At 72.3% G+C, this 21,707-nt stretch carries 20 protein-coding genes, 1 tRNA gene and 3 pseudogenes; 14 read left to right on the forward strand and 10 right to left on the reverse strand.

What is annotated here, in order from left to right; translation table 11 throughout:
* Positions 1-127 precede the first annotated feature (127 nt).
* The 4 genes and pseudogenes from PSED_RS30495 to PSED_RS30510 form a co-directional block, all read left to right on the forward strand.
* Positions 128-2,452, forward strand: a complete 2,325-nt coding sequence (locus PSED_RS30495; protein ID WP_202946325.1) for a tyrosine-type recombinase/integrase — start codon at positions 128-130, stop codon at positions 2,450-2,452.
* 87 nt (positions 2,453-2,539) lie between these two features.
* Positions 2,540-3,319: pseudogene (locus PSED_RS30500) on the forward strand (IS256 family transposase); the annotation flags it as partial.
* Between the two features lie 198 nt (positions 3,320-3,517).
* On the forward strand, positions 3,518-4,750 hold the full coding sequence (locus PSED_RS30505; protein WP_013673333.1) for an IS110 family RNA-guided transposase: 1,233 nt from the start codon (positions 3,518-3,520) through the stop codon (positions 4,748-4,750).
* A gap of 86 nt (positions 4,751-4,836) precedes the next feature.
* A pseudogene (locus PSED_RS30510) lies at positions 4,837-5,343 on the forward strand (transposase); the annotation flags it as partial.
* A 115-nt stretch (positions 5,344-5,458) separates the two neighbouring features.
* Here the strand turns inward: PSED_RS30510 and PSED_RS30515 are convergent.
* Positions 5,459-5,596, reverse strand: a complete 138-nt coding sequence (locus PSED_RS30515) for a hypothetical protein (protein WP_158511348.1) — start codon at positions 5,594-5,596, stop codon at positions 5,459-5,461.
* A 238-nt stretch (positions 5,597-5,834) separates the two neighbouring features.
* Between PSED_RS30515 and PSED_RS30520 the strand changes: the two genes are divergently transcribed.
* On the forward strand, positions 5,835-6,074 hold the full coding sequence (locus tag PSED_RS30520; RefSeq protein WP_013678077.1) for a hypothetical protein: 240 nt from the start codon (positions 5,835-5,837) through the stop codon (positions 6,072-6,074).
* A 34-nt stretch (positions 6,075-6,108) separates the two neighbouring features.
* Positions 6,109-6,747 (forward strand): hypothetical protein, encoded by a 639-nt coding sequence (locus tag PSED_RS30525; protein ID WP_013678078.1) that lies wholly within the window; start codon positions 6,109-6,111, stop codon positions 6,745-6,747.
* A gap of 9 nt (positions 6,748-6,756) precedes the next feature.
* Here the strand turns inward: PSED_RS30525 and PSED_RS30530 are convergent, their stop codons facing one another.
* The 6 genes and pseudogenes from PSED_RS30530 to PSED_RS35820 all read right to left on the reverse strand — a co-directional run.
* Positions 6,757-6,897: a hypothetical protein gene (locus tag PSED_RS30530; protein ID WP_158511349.1), complete on the reverse strand. Its 141-nt coding sequence runs from the start codon at positions 6,895-6,897 to the stop codon at positions 6,757-6,759.
* 149 nt (positions 6,898-7,046) lie between these two features.
* Complete coding sequence (locus PSED_RS30535; protein ID WP_013678080.1) at positions 7,047-7,469, reverse strand: hypothetical protein; 423 nt, start codon at positions 7,467-7,469, stop codon at positions 7,047-7,049.
* A 43-nt stretch (positions 7,470-7,512) separates the two neighbouring features.
* Complete coding sequence (locus PSED_RS30540) at positions 7,513-9,312, reverse strand: site-specific integrase (RefSeq protein WP_013678081.1); 1,800 nt, start codon at positions 9,310-9,312, stop codon at positions 7,513-7,515.
* 87 nt (positions 9,313-9,399) lie between these two features.
* Positions 9,400-9,474 (reverse strand) — tRNA-Thr (locus PSED_RS30545).
* Entirely contained in the window at positions 9,431-9,976 is a 546-nt protein-coding gene (locus PSED_RS35815) for a TetR/AcrR family transcriptional regulator C-terminal domain-containing protein (RefSeq protein WP_202946479.1), read from the reverse strand. Before PSED_RS35815 ends, PSED_RS30545 begins: the two co-directional genes overlap by 44 nt.
* Before the next feature lie 103 nt (positions 9,977-10,079).
* Positions 10,080-10,310 (reverse strand): annotated as a pseudogene (locus tag PSED_RS35820) (TetR/AcrR family transcriptional regulator); the annotation flags it as partial.
* On the opposite strand from PSED_RS35820, the gene PSED_RS30550 reads away from it, so the two are divergent.
* The 5 genes from PSED_RS30550 (at position 10,223) to otsB (ending at position 15,176) form a co-directional block, all read left to right on the forward strand.
* A complete protein-coding gene (locus PSED_RS30550) occupies positions 10,223-10,558 on the forward strand; it encodes a P-loop NTPase family protein (protein ID WP_049803545.1) in 336 nt (111 codons plus the stop codon). The pseudogene PSED_RS35820 and the gene PSED_RS30550 sit on opposite strands and share 88 nt — an antisense overlap.
* A gap of 75 nt (positions 10,559-10,633) precedes the next feature.
* Positions 10,634-11,419, forward strand: a complete 786-nt coding sequence (locus tag PSED_RS30555; protein WP_013678082.1) for an ABC transporter permease — start codon at positions 10,634-10,636, stop codon at positions 11,417-11,419.
* A 66-nt stretch (positions 11,420-11,485) separates the two neighbouring features.
* On the forward strand, positions 11,486-12,922 hold the full coding sequence (locus PSED_RS30560; protein WP_013678083.1) for a threonine/serine exporter family protein: 1,437 nt from the start codon (positions 11,486-11,488) through the stop codon (positions 12,920-12,922).
* Positions 12,923-12,973: 51 nt separating this feature from the next.
* Entirely contained in the window at positions 12,974-14,410 is a 1,437-nt protein-coding gene (locus tag PSED_RS30565) for an alpha,alpha-trehalose-phosphate synthase (UDP-forming) (protein WP_013678084.1), read from the forward strand.
* Positions 14,403-15,176, forward strand: a complete 774-nt coding sequence (gene otsB / locus PSED_RS30570) for a trehalose-phosphatase (RefSeq protein ID WP_013678085.1) — start codon at positions 14,403-14,405, stop codon at positions 15,174-15,176. The genes PSED_RS30565 and otsB overlap by 8 nt, the downstream gene beginning before the upstream one ends.
* A gap of 5 nt (positions 15,177-15,181) precedes the next feature.
* Here the strand turns inward: otsB and PSED_RS30575 are convergent, their stop codons facing one another.
* Positions 15,182-16,279, reverse strand: a complete 1,098-nt coding sequence (locus PSED_RS30575) for a LacI family DNA-binding transcriptional regulator (RefSeq protein WP_013678086.1) — start codon at positions 16,277-16,279, stop codon at positions 15,182-15,184.
* A 134-nt stretch (positions 16,280-16,413) separates the two neighbouring features.
* Here PSED_RS30575 and PSED_RS30580 point away from each other — a divergent pair, with 134 nt between their 5' ends.
* From PSED_RS30580 to PSED_RS30590, 3 genes are read left to right on the forward strand one after another with little or no spacing between them, the layout of a single operon-like run.
* On the forward strand, positions 16,414-17,340 hold the full coding sequence (locus PSED_RS30580; RefSeq protein WP_013678087.1) for a metal ABC transporter solute-binding protein, Zn/Mn family: 927 nt from the start codon (positions 16,414-16,416) through the stop codon (positions 17,338-17,340).
* A 20-nt stretch (positions 17,341-17,360) separates the two neighbouring features.
* Complete coding sequence (locus PSED_RS30585; protein WP_013678088.1) at positions 17,361-18,209, forward strand: metal ABC transporter ATP-binding protein; 849 nt, start codon at positions 17,361-17,363, stop codon at positions 18,207-18,209.
* A gap of 32 nt (positions 18,210-18,241) precedes the next feature.
* Entirely contained in the window at positions 18,242-19,084 is an 843-nt protein-coding gene (locus PSED_RS30590; RefSeq protein WP_041762927.1) for a metal ABC transporter permease, read from the forward strand.
* Between the two features lie 169 nt (positions 19,085-19,253).
* Here the strand turns inward: PSED_RS30590 and rlmB are convergent, their stop codons facing one another.
* Together rlmB and cysS are read right to left on the reverse strand one after the other, a co-directional pair.
* Complete coding sequence (gene rlmB, locus PSED_RS30595) at positions 19,254-20,243, reverse strand: 23S rRNA (guanosine(2251)-2'-O)-methyltransferase RlmB (RefSeq protein WP_013678090.1); 990 nt, start codon at positions 20,241-20,243, stop codon at positions 19,254-19,256.
* 44 nt (positions 20,244-20,287) lie between these two features.
* Positions 20,288-21,682 (reverse strand): cysteine--tRNA ligase, encoded by a 1,395-nt coding sequence (cysS, locus tag PSED_RS30600; RefSeq protein WP_041760156.1) that lies wholly within the window; start codon positions 21,680-21,682, stop codon positions 20,288-20,290.
* Positions 21,683-21,707 lie beyond the last annotated feature (25 nt).

Here is a 21,707-nt window from a genome sequence, read left to right on the forward strand (position 1 = left end):
CGCGATCGCCGCAGCGACCCGACGTGGGAGCAGCCCCCGCATTCAGCTGCTGTCTCGGCCCGGGTCGCCGGTTGCGGCAGCGATCCCGCCGGATGACCGGTTCGGCGCGGACGGGAAGGTCCGGCTGATGGTCGCCTACGACGCCGGCCAACCACCGCCCCCGCTGCCTGCCCATGGGGCCGGCCACGCGGTGCAACACCTCGACGTCGATGACACCACCGCCGCGGTGCTCGATCGCCTTGACCCCGACCGCAGGTCTGTCTTGATCGGCAAGACTGTTCCCCGACGCTGCCGGGTCTTGTTGGGCTGGCTCGATCGTTTCGAGGGTGACACGTGGGAACAGCGCTGGCTCGCATCTGGCGCTGACGCCGCCCCGAAGACCTGGGCGACCACGGCCTTCCCCGACTTCACCTCGACCTGGCAGCGCGCCGATCTCAGCGGCGGGCTCTACATGCTGATCCAAGCGCGCGTGCTGCGGCCCTCCTACGGCTGGCTGCTGACCTGCAGCCGCGTCTATGTCGGGCTCGAGCGGTTCCTGCAGATCAACGCCTCTGACGACCTTCCTCGCCTCCGCGACCTCCAGCCCTACCGCCACGCACTGGCCCGGCACCAACGCGACGCCGAACACGGCATCGCCCGCGTGATGATCCGGACCGGCAAACCGCTCGTCGACCTGCAGGGCGAGGACCTGCTCCACTATGCCGACGTCGTCCGCACCTCCGGCCGGAGCCGCCGCGAACACCTCGCCTGGGAACTGCTCGTCACGCTCGGGGTGTTCACCAACGAACCACCGACGCTGCGCGCGGCGTGGTCGGCCAAGGGCAACACCCGCCAGCACTCCGTCGCCACCCTCGTCGACCGCTACGGCATCGCGCCATCAGGCGTGCGTGACCTGCTCGTCGACTACCTCAACGAGCTCAAGCCCGGCATGGATTACGCCTCGCTCAGTGGCCTGGCCTACCGCCTGGTCCGGCTGTTCTGGTGGGAGATCCTGCAGATCAACCCCAGCCAGGCCGACCTGCGGCTGGACCCGCACACGATTGCGACCTGGCGAGAGCGGCTGGCCGTCACCAGCGACGGACGACCGCGCCGCGAGATCCACTCCATCCTGTTCGCGATCCGAGCGCTCTACCGCGACCTCGCCGAATGGGCGCACGACGACCCGGCCCGCTGGGGCGTGTGGGTCGCACCCTGCCCGGTCCCACGCGCGCAGTCCCGCGCCGCCGCGAAAGACAAGCGCCGGCAGAAGGCCCAAACCCAAGCCCGCACCCGCGCTCTCACCCCACTGCTGCCGGCCTACCTCGCAGCCGCCCACGCCCGCATGGACTGGGGCCAACGACTGCTTCAGGCCGCTCAGGACACGCCGGAAATCGAGACGTTCGTCGTCGACGGCGTCCACTACACCCGCCGCCCGACCACCAGCCGCTATGACTACCTCCGCCCTTCCCAGACCTGGGCCGACGTCCTTCACATCGAGCCCGGTGCCCGGCCCGTCCCGCTCGACCGCGGACACGTCAACATCTCCAAGCTCGAGGAGGACGCCTTCTGGGCCTGGGCCATCGTCGAGACGCTGCGCCACAGCGGCATCCGGATCGAGGAGCTCCTCGAGCTCACGCAGCTGTCGCTGCGCCACTACACGCCGGCGACGACGAATACCCTCGTCCCGCTGCTGCACATCGTCCCGTCCAAGACCGACGCCGAACGACTCATCCCCATCAGCCCCGAACTAGTCACCGTTCTGCTCGCGGTGCAACGGCGCGCTAAGAACGGCGCCGACCAGGTCCCGCTCTCGGTCCGCTACGACCCGCACGAGAAGACCCACGGCGAACCCCTGCCGCATCTGTTCGCCCGCCGCCTAGGCACCCGCCAGGAAGTGATCTCTCCGTTCTACGTCCGCACCCTGCTGGGCGGCACCGCCGCCTGGGCCGGCCTGCGCGACGCCGACGGCCCCGTCCACTTCACCCCGCACGACTTCCGCCGCCTGTTCACCACCGAACTCGTCGGTTCCGGGCTGCCACTGCACATCGCGGCCAGCCTGCTCGGCCACCTCAGCCTCGACACCACCCGCGGCTACACCGCCGTGTTCCCCGAGCACGTCATCGCCGCCCACGAAGCGGCCATCGAGCGGCGTCGAAAGCTGCGACCCGACGGCGAACTGCGATCCGCGACCAGCGACGAATGGGCCGAGTTCGAGCAGCACTTCCTGCTCCGCAAGGTCGCTCTCGGCAGCTGCCACCGCCCCTACGGCACACCCTGCGTCCATGAACACGCCTGCACCCGGTGCCGCTTCCTCCGCGTCGACCCCGCCCAGATCGGCCGCATCGAGGACATGACCGCCAACGCGGAAGCCCGCCTGTCCGAAGCCCGAGACAAGGTCTGGCTCGGCGAAGTCGCAGCGCTCGAAGAGAGCCTCGGACACCTCAGTGGCGTCCAGCAGAGTGGTGTGCGGTAAGCCCTGGTGAGGGTGTGGCGTGGACGAGTAGGGCGGCCATCGCGTGATCTTCTTGAGACCTCTCACAGACTCGAGGAGTTCTACGCGATGACCGCACCGTCCAGTATCGACCCGACCCGGTTCCTGCACGAGCAGCTGGGGTCCGCCTCGCCGGATCTGCTGCGCCAGATGTTGACCACGTTCATGAACACGCTGATGTCGGCGGAGGCCGACGCGGTCTGCGGCGCTCCCTACGGTGAGTCCAGCCCCGAGCGCACCAACGTGCGCAACGGCTACCGCCACCGCGAGCTCGACACTCGCGCCGGCACCGTGGAGCTGGCGATCCCGAAGCTGCGCGAAGGGAGCTACTTCCCGGACTGGCTGCTGGAGCGGCGCCGCCGGGCCGAGCGTGCGCTCACCACGGTGGTCGCGACCTGCTACCTGCTGGGCGTCAGCACGCGCAGGATGGAGAAGCTCGTCGATGCCCTCGGCATCACCCGGTTGTCGAAGTCGCAGGTCAGCGTCATGGCCGCCGAGCTCGATGCTCAGGTTGGGGAGTTCCGCTCCCGCCCGCTGGACGCCGGGCCCTACACGTTCGTCGCCGCCGACGCCCTCGTCCTGAAGGTGCGCGAGGGCGGGCGGGTCGTGAACGTGCATGCCCTGGTCGCGACCGGGGTCAACGGTGATGGGCATCGGGAGATCCTCGGGGTTCAGGTCACCTCCGGGGAGGACGGAGCCGGCTGGCTGGCGTTCTTCCGCGACCTCACCGCTCGAGGCCTGTCCGGTGTCCGGCTCGTGACCAGCGACGCGCACGCTGGGCTGGTCGCGGCGATCGGGGCGACCTTGCCCGGCGCCGGTTGGCAGCGGTCATCCGTCAACATCAGCAGCGGCGGGAAGTTCCCGCTGGTCCACCTCCACCACCGGGAGAGGACCTTGGCAGCGTGACCCTTGAGGTCCAGCGGCAGACTCGTCCCTCCCGGTGGTGGTCGTTCCTCGATCGGCCAGTGGGAGTCGTGCCACGAGCACCTGGATGAGCGCCCGAAGGGGATCGGCCCGGAGCGGACCCGTCACCCGAAGGGGCACGTCTTGTCCGATCGAGACAACTCGCGGGACTGGCCGGCGTTCGCCGGCGTCGACTGGGGCGGCAGCGAACACCAACTCTGCGTCCTCGACGCCACTGGAACGCGGCTGACCCAGCAGCGCGTCACACACGACGTCGCCGGGCTGACCGAGCTCGACACCGCGCTCGCCCAGCACGGGAGGGCTTTGCCGATCGCCGTCGAGCGCGCCGAGGGGCTGCTCGTCGAGCATCTGCAGGCCCGCGGCCACACCGTGTTTCCGGTGTCCCCGCGCATCGCCGCCCGGGCGCGGGAGCGCTACCGGGTCGCCGCGGTCAAAGACGACCGGTTCGACGCGTTCGTGCTGGCCGACACGCTGCGCCACGAGCACCCGCACTGGCGGGCCTTGACCCCGCCCTCGCCGCTGCTGGCCGAGATCAAAGCGTTGACCCGCGACCGGGACCGTCTCCAGCAGACCCAGCAGGCCACCGAGTCCCAGCTGCGGGCGATCCTCGAGGCCTACCACCCCGCGCCCGCGCGGCTGTTCTCCTCGGTCGACCGGCAGATCACCTTGCACTTCGTGCTCGACTACCCGACCCCGGCGGCGGCGTCACGGATCAAGACCACCCGGATGAACGGGTTCCTGAGCCGCCACCGCTATACCGGCCGGGTTCCCGGCCAGGTCCTCGCCGAGCGGCTGCGCGAGAACCTGCTCGCTGCCTCGACCGGCACTGTCGCGGGCAAGTCCTACTCCGCCCAGTCCTTCGCCCGGCTGCTGCAGTTGCTCAACACCCAACTCGCCGAGTACGACGACGCCATCGCCGCCGCGGTCACCGAGCACCCCGACATGCCAATCTTCGCCAGCTTCCCCGGCGTCGGGCCAGTCCTCACCGGAACGCTGCTCGCCGAGATCGGTGAGGACCGCGCCCGGTTCCCGACGCCGGCGACGTTGCTCGCCGAGTCCGGGCTGGCTCCGGTCACCCGCGCCTCCGGCCGATCGCGCAAGGTCCGCTTCCGCTACGCGGCCAACACGATCCTGCGCGAGGCCGCGATGTGGTGGGCCTACAACTCGATGAAGGAAGCACCCTGGGCCAAGGCGGCGTTCCGCGACGCTCGTGACCAGCGCGGCCAGCACTACCACCGCGCACTTCGCGGCCTCGCCGCCCGCTGGATGCGCGTGCTCTGGACCTGCTGGAGCACTCACACCCCCTACGACCCGAAACGCCACACCACCGCCCAGGCCGCACTCACCACAGGCTGACCAGCGCCCTTCTTCAGCCGCCGGCGAGCAGGCCGCGCGGCCGCCAATGCTGCGCCGATCCAGAAGATCGAATAGCTCGCAGGTTGACAGTGGAAGTCTGTCGCACGCACTACGCGGCGAACTTGATGTCGGCGACTCCGAAGTCGTCGTGGCCGTGGGTGCGGGCGTTGTTGCACTCGGTCTATGACCAGCCTGACGCCATGTCGGTGCAGGCGCAGTTCGATCGGATCCTCGATGCGGTGGGCGAGAAGCTCCCGGCCGTCGCCGAGCACCTCGACACCGCCCGAGCCGACGTGCTCGCCTTCACCAGCTTCCCGAAGGAGCTGTGGCGCCAAATCTGGTCGAACAACCCCCAGGAACGGCTCAACCGAGAGATCCGCCGGCGCACCGACGTGGTCGGGATCTTCCCGCACCGCGACGCGCTGATCCGGCTGGTCGGCGCGGTGTTGGCCGAGCAGCACGACGAGTGGATCGAGGGCCGGCGCTACCTCGGCCTCGAGGTGCTCAAACGAGCCCGTCTCACGACCGTTCCCGACCCCGCCATCACTCCCGAGGAGGTCTCCACCAGCGACATCCCGGCGCTCAGCGCCTGACAACTACACGAAGATCACGCGCTCGCCGCGAAACACCACGTCCGAGGACTTGACCGACACCTCCGTCGACGCCACGCCGAAGCCATAGCCCAGCAGAACCAGGACACCCGAGAGTTCAGTTAAGAAAGCCGTCCATCTTCGGCTCGAACGACCACCGCCCGTCCCCGTCATCGACCGGGAGGTCGTCGACCGCGCGGGCCACCATCGGCACGACCGGCGGCAACAGCTCGACCGCCCCGGCGCCTGCTCCCACCGCCCGACTGTAAGCACGTCACAGCGTGCTGACCTGCAGCGGACCGAGGGTGGCGATCACCGAGCCGCGCCGGGTCGGGATTCACTCACCCATCGAGTGAGGAGGTGTCTACAGGCGGTAGCTCACCCGTCAAGGGTATCGAACGCCCGTTCTAGAGCCCGTAGGTTCGGCGGGCGGCGGCCGGGGCGCCGGGGCAGGGCGCGCCCGCCGCGGCCACCCCACCCACGAGAGGAAGCGAATGCCGGCAACCACGTCCACCACCCACGACTCCCGCGGCTTCGTCGACGCCGCCCAGGTCCTGCAGGAACTCGCCGTCCACGAACAAGGATCCGACCCACGCCGGGCCGCGATCAGCGCCAGCGTCGCCGCACTGGTGACGGCCTGCGGACACCACGTCGACCAGCTCCCGCCCGAGGTCACCCGGGCCGCGGTCGGCCTCGTCGGAGCTGTCGATCGCGCAGCTGGACTGCATCGCTAGACCAGCACGTCGACGACGAAGGGCGGGGAGTGGGATGGCGTTCCGTGCGATGGACGCCGGGTGCGGTGGCGTCGACGGTGACGACAGCGACCTCGCGTGCCCGGCGCCGGTGACCGCGGTCGGGCTGTATCTGGCCAGCACCGGCACCGTCTGGCACAGCTACGCCTGCGACTCCCACGCCCACCAGCTCATCGCTCCGCGCCCGCTGCGCACCCGCGACCGGGACCGGCTGAGCCGCCGCGAACAACTCGCTCAAGACGCGCAGATCGGGCGCCGCTACGCCGGCGAACGCGACGGACCCCTTGCCCGCGGCGCCGCCGCCACCGCATTGGTACGGCAGGCGATGGACTGGGCTCGGCGCCATCCCTTCCGCACCGGGCCGCCGACGCCACAGGGCGGCCCACCGACCGGCGGCCGGCGCGACCGCGAGATCGGGCGGCTGACCGTCGACGAGCTCGCCGACGAGCTGGGCGTTGAGCCCGGCGATATCCGGGTGCTGCTGTCCTGGCTCGACCCCGACACCGGCGGGCTGCACCCGGACGGGACGCTGCTCAACGACTACAGCGGCGAAGTCCGCGACCAGTTCGACCCGATGTGCGTGCGTACCGTCCCGGACTACTGGTGGCCCGGAAGTAACCCCGACGCCGGCAAGGGCGCCACCAAAATGCGCTGACCGGCCCCGTCACGGGATGTTCAGCATCAGCGCCGCCGACTGCCGCGGTGCCGACAGCTCGGAATCGGCGACCACCTCGCCGTCGACCTGGACGCGACCGGTGTCGAGGTGCTCGGTCATGCGATGCCACGGGATCTCCGCGCTGAGCATCCGCCCAGCGATAGGGGCATGCTCGGCCGGATAGAGGCGCCTGCAGAAGTAGCCCATGAGCGCACACTGTCCCGGCCGTGAAACCGCCGCGGCTCGTTGACACAACATCGCCCGAACGGACGCATACTCCGCGCGCATCTCCTCGATCGTCAGCTCGTCGCCGGTCGACTCAGCGCCGGGCTCGTGATCCCGAACCGCGGCGCGTCGACGACTTCGGCGAACCAGGCATCGACTTTCGCTGCCCACTCCGCCCCGGCCGGCAGGCCACCGATCGCAGCATCCATCGACAGGGCGTGCGCAATCTCCGCCCCGCAGGCGTCTGCGATCCGCCGTAGCGCCGCCCGATCTCCCTTCTCGAGGTACTCCACCGCCGACCACCGCAGCGACTCCTCCTCGCTCATGCGGTGAAACGCCGACCGGTGCCCGTCCGGGTCGAGGACGCCGCGCACGGTCTCCGCCAAGTCCGCGGGGATCGCATCCTCGCGGTCGCCGAACCACTCCACGACCGCACGGACGTCCGCAACCTCGGCGCCGCTCAGATCCGCCACCTCGTGTGCCGTCAGCTCGTCCACAGCCGATCGACGCTACGCCGACGATCTTCCTGCGACCAGGCCATCAGCCGAGCCTGAGAATCGCCTCCGCCTCGTCGGACCCTGGACGGCGCACGAGCAGCTCGTAGTCGCCGATCCACAAGTCCTCGGGCTCGTCGACGAGCGCCGGCTTCTCCGCGCGCACGATGCCCACCAGATGCGAGCGAAAAGTGTCGGGCTCGTCGATCCGGCCCTTGACCATCCGCGGAGCAAGACGAACGCCTCCCGGCCCCGTCACCACCACCGACCAGTACTCCCCGACCGACCCCTGGGGTGCCTGCGCCGGCGCAGGATCCGCCGGAGCAGCTGCGGACGCCAGAGCGGCGACCCGAGGCCGGCCCACAGCATCGGGCACGATCACTCGCCACTCCTTCGCAAGTGCCACAGCCCGCCGAGCGGTGGCAACCGAGACGTCATGCTCCTCCGCGAGCACCGCCGCCAACGGCGCCGGGGAGCCGGCAGCGAGGACGCCGGACTCGACCTGCGCAGCCAAGGCCGCGGCGACCCGCTCGTACCGGTGCTGCGGGCTGATGCGCGCCCAGCTGCGCGACTGCGAGAGCTGATCGCGTTCCGGCATCCGTGTCGTCCACCCGGCCGCCGCCCGCTGATCTGCCTCCGACACCCACGCCGTGTACGTGCGCAGCGTCGTCGTACCGCCGCCGGCGTGCCCCAGCCGACCGGCCACCGTGCGGACGTCGACCCCGGCCAGGATCAGCTCGGTCGCCGAGTAGTGGCGCAGCTTGTGCAGCGTCGTCCTCAGGCCCAGCCGGCGCGCCAATCGCTCGTACCGCTGCGACACCGTGTCCGGCACCGTGAAGGTCGAACCGTCCGGCGCATCGGAGAACACGAACGCCTCCGGCTGCAGCACCGACCCGAGAGCGGCCGCCCGCTGCTCACCCCGCTCCCGGTGCTCGACCAATGCCGCGACGGTTTCGGAGTCGAGCGCGATCCGCCGCTGCTGGTGCGTCTTGAGCGACGCCTCCTCCCACCCGCCGCGGCCGTCCTTGCGGATGCCGTGGCGCAGCCAGATCGTCTCCCGACCCTCGTCGAGGTTCACCGCCGACCACCGGATCGCGCACACCTCACCCCGCCGCGCACCCGTCGTCATCGCCACCCACAGCAACGTGCCCCAATCGGGGTCGCGGTAAGCGGCGGTCAAGATCCGCGCAGCCTCGGCCGGCGTGGGTGGACTCGGGTTCTCCTTCGGCGCCGCGGGCGGCTCACCCTGCGGCACCGGCGAGACCGCGACCCAGCGCCACCGGACGGCCTTCTTGAACGCACCCGACAGGATGAAGTGCATGTGCCGGATCGTCGTCGGGCCGAGCGGCTTGCAGACGTGCGGACGGCAGCGCTCGTCGCACTCGTGCTCGCCGTCCGTTCGGTGATCGACCCGGCCACGGCGCATCGTGCAGTGCAGCCGGCACCGGCGCAGCTCGGCGTAGAACGAGTCCAGCATCTCCGCGTCCAGCGCACCGACCCGCGTCGAGCCCAGCAGCGGCGAGATGTGGTTGCGCACGTACCCGCGGTACAGCGTGAGCGTGTTCGGGGAGCCGTCGAACTGGTCGAGGTAGCGCTCCAGCAGCTGGTCGATGGTCACGTTCGTCCGCGGGTTCCGGCGCTCGGCGACCTCCGCGACCAAGCGGGCGCGGGTGGCCTCGGCGCGGGCGTCGAGCTTCGGTCCGGGCTGGACGACCTCGCGGAGGTAGTGCCGGCGCTTGGTCACCGGGTCGATGCCGGCATAGACGACGACACGCAGGGCACCGCTCGGCAGCGTCTCGATGCTGCCCTTGGCACGCCGCTGGCCAGCGGCGGAAGCGCGCGGCATGGGAGCAACCTACCGCACTCGCACCACGTTTGATCCCACGCGACAGCACGTGGCGATCTTTACGATCGCAACACCGCTGGTCACACCTGGAGCCGGAGGTCGGGATCGAACCGACGACCTACCGCTTACAAGGCGGTTGCTCTACCACTGAGCTACACCGGCGGGTGCTGGAGCCTCCGAATCCTAGTGGCCGCAGGCGGGGGCGTCGCGCGCCGGTCGCGGGGCGTCGGCCCGGTGCCGTGCCCTGCCGGGCGATGACGGCCGCGACGCCGTCGAGGTAGCACCCGAGCCCGAAGTCGAAGTCGGCGGCCACGTCGGCGCAGAAGTCGGTGGCGGTCACGTCGAACATTCCGGCGGCCACGACGGCGGCGAGGGCGGGGAGGGCGCGGGGGTCGACGACACGGCTGAGGGCCGCGCCGTAGCGGGCGCCGAAGGCCGCGGGATCGTCGGCGAAGGCGGCGGCGAGATCGGTGGTCAGCCGGATCTCGCCCTGCACGTAGGTGATCAGCCCCATGACGACGGCGACCTTGTGGCCGGCGTCGAGGCCGGTCCCGTCGAGGGCGCCGAGGGCGGCGTCGAACCAGGCGAGGTTGGTGGGGCCGACGGGCGGCCCGGTCAACGGCAGCGTCGCCGCCCATGGGTGGGCGCGGTACAGCGCCACCACGCCGAGGGCCCACGCGGTGAGGGGCGGGGCGCCGGCCGCCGCCCGCGGGCAGCGGTGGCGGACCCTCCATGGCCAGGTCGGCCATCAGGATCAACAGCTCGGACTTGCTGCGGACGCGCCGGTAGAGGGCCATGGGTGCGTTGCCGAGGCGTTCGGCGACACGGGCCATGGAGACCGCGGCGAGGCCGTCGGCGTCGGCGATCTCGACGGCGGCGCGGACGATCTCCTCGACGGTGCGGGTCGGTCGTGGCCCGCGGCGCGGGCAAGACGACGACGGTCCGCATCCTCGGCACGCTGACCCGACCGGACGGCGGGTGGGCCCGGATCGCGGGATTCGACGTCGTGACCCAACCGTGGCAGGTCCGCGAGGTCATCACCCTGACCGGCCAGTACGCGGCCGTCGACGCCCAGCAGACGGGCCGGGAGAACCTGACGATGATCGGCAGGCTCCTGCGGCTGAGCAGACGTGGCGCCGCGACACGCGCCGCCGCCCTGTGGACCGGTTCGACCTCACCGAGGCCGCCGACCGGCGCGTCGTCACCTACCCCGGCGGGTCGCGGCGACGCCTCGACCTCGCGATGAGCCTCGTCGCGGCGGCACGCCTGCGGTTCCTCGACGAGCCCACCACGTCCCCGCGTGACCCGGCGGAGATCCCCGATGACCGCCGCCCTGCCCTCTCCGTCCGCCGTCTCGCTGTCCGCCACCTCGACGATGATCGGCCGCAGCATCCGACTGACCAGGCGCAACGTCGACACGATGATCATGTCCGTGGTCCTGCCGCTGCTGATGATGATGGCGATGTTCGTCTACGTCTTCGGCGGTGCGATCCACACGGGCACCGCCTACGTCACCTACGTGGTGCCGGGCACGATCCTGCTGTGCGCGGGGTACGGCGCCGCGTCGACCGCGATGGCGGTGGCCGACGACATGAACGGCGGGATGATCGACCGGCTCCGGTCGATGCCGGTGCGCGCCTCGGCGGTGCTGACGGGGCACGTCGTGGCGAGCACGGCGCGCAACGCGGTGGCGACGACCGTCGTCGTGCTGGCGGCGCTCGCGATGGGCTTCCGGCCGTCGGCGTCGCCGGTGGACTGGCTGCTCGCGGCAGGGCTGGTGCTGATGTACGTGCTGGCGCTGTCGTGGCTGGCCGCGGGCCTGGGGACGCTGGCGCGCAGCGTCGAGTCGGCGAGCGCGCTCAGCTTCGTGATGCTGTTCCTGCCCTACCTGAGCAGCGCGTTCGTCCCGACCGAGACGATGCCGGCGGTGCTGCGCACGATCGGCGAACACCAGCCGGTCACGCCGGTGATCGAGGCCGTCCGCGGTCTGCTGACGGGCACGCCCATCGGCTCGGCGAGCTGGCTCGGGCCGCTCTGGGCGGTCGGGCTGCTGGCGGTGTCGTTCGCGTTCGCGACCGCCTGCTACCGCAGACGCACCAGCCGCTGAGAAGATCCGCGCGAGTCCCTACCCTGGCCCTCGTGCCCGTGCCCGCCCCCCACCTCCTCCGCTGACGTGGCCGGCCACCTCGACGGTCCGGCCGACCGGCTCACCCGGCGGCTGCGCGGCGCACTGCGGCGCGACGCCCGCAGGCTGCTCGCCGCGGGACCGCCGACGTTGCCGATGCTCGTCGTCGGACCAGAGGTGCCCGACGACTCCCGCGTCCAGGAGGTCCTGGACCTCGCCATGCGGATCGGCGAGGTCCTGCTGTCGTCGGGCGAGAGCGTCGACGAGGTCACCGCGACGATGCTGTCGGTGGCCAGGACGGGCGGCCTACCCGCCGTCGACGTGGACATCACGTTCACCTCGATCACGATGTGCTGCCATCGCGGCCGCGTCGCGCCGCCGGTGACGTCGATGCGCCTGGTGCGCTACCGGGCCCTGGACCTCACGCGCCTCGCGGCGGTTCGCGAGATCGTCACGAACCTGGAGTCCGGGGAGCTCGACGTGCGGCGGGCCGCGGCGGCGCTCTCCACGGCCACCCAGGCCGCGCATCCCTACCCGCGCTGGGTCGCGACGGCGGGCTGGGCGCTGCTCGCCGCGGCGATCGCGGTGCTGCTCGGCGGCGCCCCGATCACCGGGCTGATCGCGTTCGTCGTGACCGGCTTGATCGACCGCGCCGGGCGGCTGCTCAACCGTTGGCAGCTCCCGACGTTCTTCCAGCAGGTCGTGGGCGGGCTGCTGGCGTCGTTGTGCACGGTCGGGCTGCTCGCGGCCGGGGCGTTCCCGCCGGGAGCGCGGCCGTCGCTGGTCGTCGCCGCGAGCATCACCGTCCTGCTGTCGGGGCTGTCGGTGGTCAGCACCGTGCAGGACGCCATCACCGGGTACTACGTCACCGCGGCCGGCCGGGTCGCCGAGATCGGGCTGCTCTCGGCCGGGCTGCTGACCGGCGTCGTCATCGGTCTGAAGGTCGGCTTCCAGGTGGGCGTCGTACTGGAGGTCTCCGGCGACGTGTCGGCCTCGGCGGGCCAGTTCGGCATCTCCGTCGCGGCGGGCGCGGTCGGTGCGGCGGCCTACGCGCTCGCCGGCTATGCGCCGCTACGGACGCTGCCGCTCGCCGGGGCCGCCGGCGCCGCGGGGTGGGGCGTCTACATCCTGCTGACGCACGTCGCCGCGGCCGGGCCGATCGCGGCGACGGGCGTCGCCGCGATCGTGGTCGGGGTCTTCTCGGGCCTCCTCAAGCGCACGACGAGGGTGCCGACGCTCGTCGTCACCCTCGCCGGCATCACGCCCCTGCTGCCCGGGCTGACCGCCTACCGCGGCTTCTACCAGCTCGCGGTGCAGGGCGTCGCCGAGGGACTGGTCACGGTGACCCTCGCGCTCGCGATCGGCCTGGCGCTGGCCGCCGGGGTCGCGTTGGGCGAGTTCATCACCCGCGACCGTCACCGGCAGCCGCGTCCGACGCCGGTTCCGGCGCTCACGAACGACCCGCAGGACGCGGAGCGCCAGTAATCTCAGGGCCGGGTCCGCGGCTCCCCCGGCCGCGCCCGTCGAGGAGGAACGGTGGCGGTCCACACGGCCGACGAGTCCGAGCTGCCCGGTGCGGAGTTCGTCGTCGTCGCGAACAGGCTCCCGGTCGACCTGGAGCGCCTGCCCGACGGCTCCACCCGCTGGAAGCGCAGCCCCGGCGGCCTGGTGACCGCGCTCGAGCCGATGCTGCGCAGCCGCGAGGGCGCCTGGGTCGGCTGGCCCGGCCTCGCGGACGCCGACGTCGAGCCGCTCGTCGAGGACGGGCTGCAGCTGCACCCGGTGCGGCTGACCGCCGACGAGGTCGAGGAGTACTACGAGGGCTTCTCCAACGGCTGTCTCTGGCCGCTCTACCACGACGTCGTCGCGCCACCGGCGTTCCATCGGCACTGGTGGCAGGCCTACGTGAAGGTCAACCAGCGGTTCGCCGAGGCGACCGCCGCCGTCGCGGCCGAGGGCGCGACGATCTGGATCCAGGACTACCAGCTGCAGCTGCTGCCCGCGGCGTTGCGCGAGCTGCGGCCCGACCTGCGGATCGGCTTCTTCCTGCACATCCCGTTCCCGCCGACGGAGCTGTTCATGCAGCTGCCGTGGCGGCGGGAGATCGTCGCGGGGCTGCTCGGGGCCGACCTCGTCGGCTTCCACACCTCCGGCGGCGCGCGCAACTTCCGCTGGCTGGCGACGCGGCTGGCCGACGCCCGCGCGGGCGCCGGGCGCAACGAGGTGCTCGTCGGCGACCGGCTCGTGAAGGTCGGGGCGTTCCCGATCTCGATCGACTCCGCTGCGCTCGACCGCCTCGCGCACACCGACGCGGTGCAGAAGCGGGCCGCGGAGATCCGGGCCGACCTGGGCGAGCCGCGCCGGATCCTGCTCGGCGTCGACCGCCTCGACTACACCAAGGGCATCGACGTGCGGCTCAAGGCGTTCCACGAGCTGCTCACCGAGGGCACCCTCGATGCCGACGACACCGTCATGATCCAGCTGGCGACGCCCAGCCGTGAACGCGTCGAGCACTACCAGCAGATGCGCGACGACATCGAGCTGACGGTCGGCCGGATCAACGGCGAGTTCGCCCGCGTCGGCCATCCGGCGGTGCACTACCTGCACCAGGCGCTGCCGCGCGAGGAGCTGGCGGCGTTCTTCCTCGCGGCCGACGTCATGCTGGTGACCCCGCTGCGCGACGGCATGAACCTCGTCGCGAAGGAGTACGTCGCCTGCCGCTACGACCACGGCGGCGCGCTGGTGCTGTCGGAGTTCGCGGGGGCGGCGGTGGAGCTCACGCAGGCCTACCTGGTCAACCCGCACGACACCGACGGCATCAAGGCGACGATCGCCCAGGCCGCCAACGCCCCCGCCGAGGAGAACCGCCGGCGGATGCGGGCGCTGCGCCGCCAGGTGATGACCCACGACGTCGACAGGTGGGCGCGGTCGTTCCTCGACGCCCTCGGCCTGCCGTCGCCCGCCGATGCCTGAGCCGCTGGACGCCGCGCTCGACCGCCTCGCCGGCGCGGAGCGGCTGCTCGTCGCGCTCGACTTCGACGGCGTGCTCGCCCCGATCGTCGACGTCCCGTCGGCGGCGCGCCCACTGCCCGCCTCGGCCCGCGCGATCGCGGGGCTCGCCGGGCTGGCGGGCACCACGGTCGCGCTCGTCTCCGGCCGCGGGCTCGCCGATCTGCGGGCGGTCTCGGGGTTCGGGCCGCCCGCCGTTCTGGTCGGGAGCCACGGCGGGGAGTTCTCCGACGCCGAGGACGGCTTCCTCGACGAGGCGCAACGCCGTCGCCGGGAGGACCTGATCGCCGAGCTCGAGAAGCTGGTCGACGGTGAGCCCGGTGTGGCGTTGGAGCGGAAGCCCGCCGGTGCCGCCGTACACGTGCGCAACGCCGAGCCGGCCGTCGCCGAGCGGGTGCTCGCCGCGGTACGCAGCGGCCCGGCCGCCGCGCCGGGGATCGACCCGACCGAGGGCAAGGCCGTGATCGACCTGGCGGTCGTCGAGGTGAGCAAGGGCGCCGCGATCGACGTCCTGCGCGAGCGCACGCGCGCCGAGGTCGTGCTGTTCGCGGGCGACGACGTCACCGACGAGACGGCGTTCGCCCGGCTGCACCCGGGCGACGTCGGCATCAAGGTCGGCGAGGGCCCGACGGCCGCGTCACACCGCGTCGCCGACCCCGCGGAGATGTCCGAGGTGCTGACCCGGTTGCTCGACGCCCGGCGCGACGCGGCGGGCCGCGCGGAGGCGTAGCTGGCTCACCAGCCGGAGAAGAACCGAGACTCCCGCGGGCCCTTGCTCGTGTGTCCGACGACGAGCTCCGTCGGCAGCACGACCTGCCGCGGCCGGTTGCGCTCGCCGCGCTCCAGCAGCAGCTCGCCCGCGACCTGACCCTTCTCCCGTACCGGCTGCCGCACGGTCGTGAGCCCGGCCCGCTCGGCCTCGGGCACCCCGTCGAACCCGGTGACGGTGAGGTCCTCGGGTACGGACAGGCCGCGCGCGGTGGCGTGCCGCAGCGCACCCAACGCCAGGATGTCCGACGTGCACGCCAGCGCGGTGATCCCGGGGTTGGCGGCGAGCAGCTCGGCGGCGGCGGACTCGCCGGCGTCGACGGAGTGGTCGAACCGCTCGTGGACGGGTACGTCCGCCCAGTCGATCCCGACCTCGGCGAAACCCTCGCGCAGGCCGCCGAGCCGCGCCCGCTGCACGGGGTAGCTGGTGGCGCCCTGCCGCGCGAGGTCGGCCGGGCCGTCGTTCGGCTGGGGGGCCAGCCGCATGCACAGCACCCCGATCCGGCGGTGCCCCAGCCCCGTGAGGTGGCGCGCCATCCCCAGCATGGCGGCGCGGTCGTCGATCCCGACGCGGTCCACCCCGTCGATGCCCACCGGCTGGTCGCAGACCACGGTCGGCACGGGCCGCTCGAGGACGGCGAGGAAGTGCGGGTCGTCCTCACGGACGGAGTACACGACGAACCCGTCGACACCCGCCTGGTGGACCGTCGTGACGTCGGGCTGCGACGGGCTGACCGGGATCAGGAGCAGGCCCTGACCCGCCTGCTCGCAGGCCAGCGCGAGGCCTTCGAGGAAGCCGGTGGCCACCGGGTCGCGGAAGGCGTAGGACAGCGCCTCGGTGAGCAGCAGCCCGACGGCGCCGGCGCGCCGCGTGCGCAGCGACCGGGCCACGGGATCGGGCCCCGGGTAGCCCAGTCGGCGGGCGGCTTCCAGCACGCGGGCGCGCAACGTCGCCGACAGCTGGTCGGGGCGGTTGTAGGCGTTGGAGACCGTCGTGCGGGACACGCCCAGCTCCGCGGCCAGGGATGCCAGCGTGGCAGGCCTGCGCGCATTCGGCTGAGACATCTTCCAAAGCTAACCACGGCGACGGCGGGAAGAAAGGGCGGCCCCGTGCGGCTTGATCCGCGGGGACCACACTGTAGAGTGAATTGACAATGGTTTTCAATACAAATATGCGCATTCGCTGATACGGAGCCGACATGCACCTGCGCCGCACCGCCGTGACGATCGGCGGCCTCCTCCTCACCGCGGCCACGCTCGCCGCCTGTGGCAGCGGCGGATCCACGAACACGGCCGCGGACGACGCGGACGGCAAGGTCGCCGTCGTCGCGTCGACCGACGTCTACGGCAGCATCGTCAGGGCCGTCGGGGGCGACCACGTCGACGTCACCTCGATCATCGACGACCCCGCGAAGGACCCGCACGAGTACGAGACGACACCCGCGGACGCGCTGGCCGTGAGCAAGGCCGCCCTCGTCGTCGTCAACGGCGCGGGCTACGACGACTTCGCCACCAAGCTCGTCGACGCCGCCGAGAGCAAGCCGACGACGATCGACGTCGCCCAGCTCTCGGGCCTGCAGCAACAGGTGCCCGCGGGCGAGGAGTTCAACGAGCACGTCTGGTACAACCTGCCGACGATGAAGCGGCTTGCCACCGAGCTCGCCGCCGACCTCGGCCGGATCGACGCCGCCGACGCCGCGACCTACACCGCCAACGCCGCCGCGTTCTCGCAGCGGATCGACGGGCTCACCGCGGCTCTCGACGCCGTCAAGTCCCGGCACGACGGCGCGGCCGTCGCCATCACCGAGCCCGTCCCGCTGTACCTGCTGGAGGCGGCCGGGCTGCGCAACGTCACGCCCGAGAAGTTCTCCGAGGCCGCCGAGGAGGGCAACGACCCACCGGCCGCCGTCCTGCAGGAGACCCTCGCCCTGTTCCGCGACCGGTCGGTCAAGGCGCTGGTCTCCAACGCGCAGACCGAGAGCCCGTCGACGACCCAGGTCGAGCAGGCGGCCACCGCCGCCGGGATCCCCGTCGTCAGGGTGACCGAGACGCTGCCTGCCGGGACCACCGACTACGTTTCGTGGCAGTCCCAGCAGATCGACGCGCTCACCCGGGCGCTCGGATGACCCTTCTCCGGGAAGGTGCGATGACCGGCCCGCCCCCCGTCGACGGCCGCGAGCCCGCGGCGGTGACGCTGCGGGGCGCGACGGTCCGGTTCGGCGCCCGGACCCTGTGGGAGGAGCTCGACCTCGAGATCCCACGGGGCGAGTTCGTCGCCGTGCTGGGGCCCAACGGATCGGGCAAGACGACCCTACTGCGCGTGCTGCTGGGCCTCCAGCCCCTCGACGCGGGTGAGGTGCTCGTCGACGGGCACCCGGCCCGCCGCGGCGGTGAGGGCATCGGTTATGTGCCGCAACAGAAGGCGCTGCCCGAGGACCTGCCACTGCGGGCGCGCGACCTCGTCGGGCTCGGGCTCGACGGGCACCATCTCGGGCTCGGCCTGCGCGGCCGCCGCGAGCGGAACCGCCGCGTCGACGCGGCACTCGACGCCGTCGGGGCCGGCCGGTACGCCCGCTCGCCCGTCGGCAGGCTCTCCGGGGGCGAGCAGCAGCGGCTGCGGGTGGCACAGGCGCTGGTCGGCGACCCGCGCGTACTGCTGTGCGACGAGCCGCTGCTCTCCCTCGACCTCGCCCATCAACGGACGGTCAGCCGGCTCATCGACGAGCGCCGCCGCAACGCGGGCACGGCCGTCGTGTTCGTGACGCACGAGATCAACCCCGTCCTGCCGCTGGTCGACCGGGTCCTCTACCTGGTCGACGGCCGGTTCCGGTTCGGCACGCCGGAGGAGGTCATGACGTCGGAGACGCTCTCGGGGCTCTACCGGACCGACGTCGAGGTGCTGAGGGTGCGGGAGCGGCTGGTCGTCGTCGGGGTCGAGGAGTCGGGGCACCATCACGACGCGGTCGTCCCCGCGCCGGGCGGAGCGGCCCGGTGAACAGCCCGATGGACGCCACTGCGAACGACGTGCTGGGCAAGCTCTTCAGCCTCGACGGGACCGGCGACCTGCTGGCCCAGCCGTTCGTGCGCAACGCGTTGCTCGCCGCCGCGCTGCTCGGGCTCGTCGCGGGTGTGCTCGCGCCGCTGATCGTCGCCCGCGGCATGGGGTTCGCGGTGCACGGGACGTCGGAGCTGGCGTTCACCGGTGGCGCCGCCGCCCTGCTGCTCGGGGTCAGCGTGAGCGTCGGCGCGGTCGCGGGGTCGGTGCTGGCCGGGCTCGTGTTCGGCCTGCTCGGGCTGCGGCAGCGCGAGCGCGACTCCGTCATCGGCGTCGTACTCGCGTTCGGGCTGGGGCTGGGGGTGCTGCTGCTCGCGCTCTACCCCGGACGGGCGTCGAACAAGTTCGGCCTGCTCACGGGCTCGATCGTGTCGGTCGACTCGACGAACCTCCAGGTTCTCGTCGTTGTGACGATCCTGGTGCTGGCCACGATGGCCGTCATCTACCGGCCGCTGCTGTTCGCGAGCACGGACCCGGAGGTGGCCGTCGCGCGCGGGGTGCCCGTGCGGCTGCTGTCGCCGCTGTTCGCCGTGCTCATCGCACTGGTGACGGCGCTGGCGGTGCCGATCGTCGGCGCGATCCTCGTGCTGTCGGTGACGATCATCCCCGGCGCCGCGGCCGCGCGCGTGACGGCGAGCCCCGTCGTGGCCACGGTGCTCGCCGTGGTGATCGCGGAGGTCGCGCTCGTCGGCGGGACGGTGCTCTCGCTGGCGCCCGGGCTGCCGATCTCCGGATACGTCGCGACGATCGCGTTCCTCGGTTACCTGGTGTGCCGCATCATCGGCAGGGTCCGGGGCCAGGTCCGGACGGGCTGATCGGCCCCAACCGCCGGGCGGTCGCCGATCGGCCGGTCGCCGCGCGGCGTCCGGTCGAGCGCAAACCTCAGCGTCGTCGACGCGCGCGAACACGACCGTGAGGTTGCGCGCGGTCTCGTCGGCGCAGTCCTTCGGCAGGGCGACGTGCGGGTTCGTCGGCGGCGGGACGTCAGCCGACCCGGCGGCGCCGCGCGACCTCGGCGAGCACCACGCCCGCCGCCACCGACGCGTTGAGCGACTCCACCTCCCGCGCCAGCGGGATCGACACGGTGACGTCGCACGTCTCGCGGACCAGCCGGGACAGGCCCTTGCCCTCGGACCCGATCACGAGGACGAGGGGGTCGGTGGCGAGGTCGAAGTCGTCGATCGAGACGTCGCCGTCGGCGGCCAGCCCCGCGACCATGAGACCGGTGTTGGCGTACTCCTGCAGCGTTCGGGTCAGGTTCGTCGCCCTGGCGACCGGCAGCCGCGCCGCCGTACCCGCCGAGGTCCGCCACGCGACGGCCGTCATGCCCGCCGCACGCCGCTGCGGGACGACGACGCCGTGCCCGCCGAACGCGCTCACCGACCGGACGACGGCACCGAGGTTGCGCGGATCCATGACGCCGTCGAGCGCCGCGATCAGCGCCGGGCGGCCGGAGCCGACCGCGGCCTCCAGCAGCTCGTCGGGGTGGGCGTACTCGTAGGGCGGCACGACGAGCGCCACACCCTGGTGCAGCGCACCGCCCGCCATGCGGTCGAGGTCGTTGCGCGGCACCTCGAGGATCGAGATGCCCGCGTCGGCCGCGAGGTGGACGGCCTCCTTGACCCGCTCGTCGGCGGTCGCGCCCACCGCCACGTGCAGGGCCGTGGCCGGCACGCCCGCCCGCAGGCACTCGACGACGGGGTTGCGACCCAGCACCGTCTCCGGCGTCTCGCCGTCGCCCGCGCGCCGGCTGCGGTTGCCCGCGCCACCGCCCTGCCGGCCCGCGACCTTGGCCTGCGCCTTGGCGTCGCGGGCGGCCTTGCGGGCGGCGGGATGTCCGGGACGCAGCGACGCCGGCGGCGTCGGGCCCTTGCCCTGCAGCCCACGACGACGCTGGCCGCCCGAGCCCACGACGGCACCCTTCTTGGTGCCGTCCTTGCGGATCGCGCCGCGCCGCTTGGAGTTGCCGGCCATGATCTACCCACTACCTCACCGGGACCCGACGGTCCCTGAGACACCTACTGAACGTCCTTGAGCGACCAGCTCGGCCCGTCGGGCCCGTCCTCGACGGAGATGCCCGCGGCCGTCAGCCGGTCGCGCACCTCGTCGGCCGCGGCGAAGTCGCGTGCCGCGCGCGCCTCCTGGCGGCGCTGCAGCAGGTCGTCGACGAGCGAGCCGAGCGCCCCCAGTGCCGCGGTGTCGGACCCCCCGCCCGCCCACTTCTCGTCGAGCGGGTCGAGCCCGAGCACGCCGGTCATGGCGCGCACCGACTCCGCCGCCCGGACGGCTGCGGCGTGGTCCCCCGCATCGAGCGCGGAGTTGCCCTCGCGCACCGTGTTGTGGACGACGGCCAGCGCACCCGGGGTGCCCAGGTCGTCATCGAGCGCGGCGGCGAAGGCCGCCGGGACCTCGGCGGCGACGCCGGGCGTCCCGGCCCGCTCGGTGACCCGGCCGAGGAAGCCCTCGATGCGCCGGTACGCCGACACCGACTCCGACAGCGCCGCGTCGGAGTACTCGATCGACGACCGGTAGTGCGGGCCGACCAGGTAGTACCGCAGCTCGACGCCGCGCACCCGCTGCAGCATCGCCGGGATCGACAGCGTGTTGCCGAGCGACTTGGACATCTTCTCGCCACCCATGGTCACCCACGCGTTGTGCAGCCAGTAGCGGGCGAACCCGTCGCCGGCCGCGTGCGACTGCGCCTGCTCGTTCTCGTGGTGCGGGAACACCAGGTCGAGGCCGCCGCCGTGGATGTCGAACTCGGGACCGAGATAGGCCGTGGCCATCGCCGAGCACTCGAGGTGCCAGCCCGGACGCCCTGCGCCCCAGGGGGTCGGCCAGGACGGCTCACCGGGCTTGGCGCCCTTCCAGAGCGTGAAGTCGAGCGGGTCGCGCTTGTCGCCACAGTCGCCCTCGCCCTGCGCGACGTCGTCGACCTTCTGGCCCGACAGCGACCCGTACTCGGGGAAGGACCGCACGGCGAAGTAGACGTCGCCGCCCGCGGCGTAGGCGTGCCCGCGATCGATGAGCCGCGCGATGAGGTCGACCATCTGCGTGACGTGCCCCGTCGCCCGCGGCTCCGCCGAGGCCGGCAGGCAGCCCAGCGCGTCGTACGCCGCGGAGAAGGCGCGCTCGTGCGTCGCCGCCCACTCCCACCAGGGACGACCGGCGTCCGCGGCCTTGCGCAGGATCTTGTCGTCGATGTCGGTGACGTTGCGCACCAGGAGCACGTCGTGCCCCGAGTAGGTCAGCCAGCGCCGGAGCACGTCGTAGTTGAGGCTGCTGCGGACGTGGCCGATGTGCGGGACGCCCTGGACGGTGGCCCCACACACGTACATCGACACGGTCCCGGCCCGCAGCGGTACGAAGTCACGCTGCTCCCTGGTCGCGGTGTCGTGCAGTCGCAGGCTCACCCCACACAGACTACGGGTGACCAGG

The sequence above is a fragment of the Pseudonocardia benzenivorans CB1190 genome, from assembly GCF_000196675.2.
In the GTDB taxonomy this organism is placed as follows: Bacteria; Actinomycetota; Actinomycetes; order Mycobacteriales; family Pseudonocardiaceae; genus Pseudonocardia; species Pseudonocardia benzenivorans.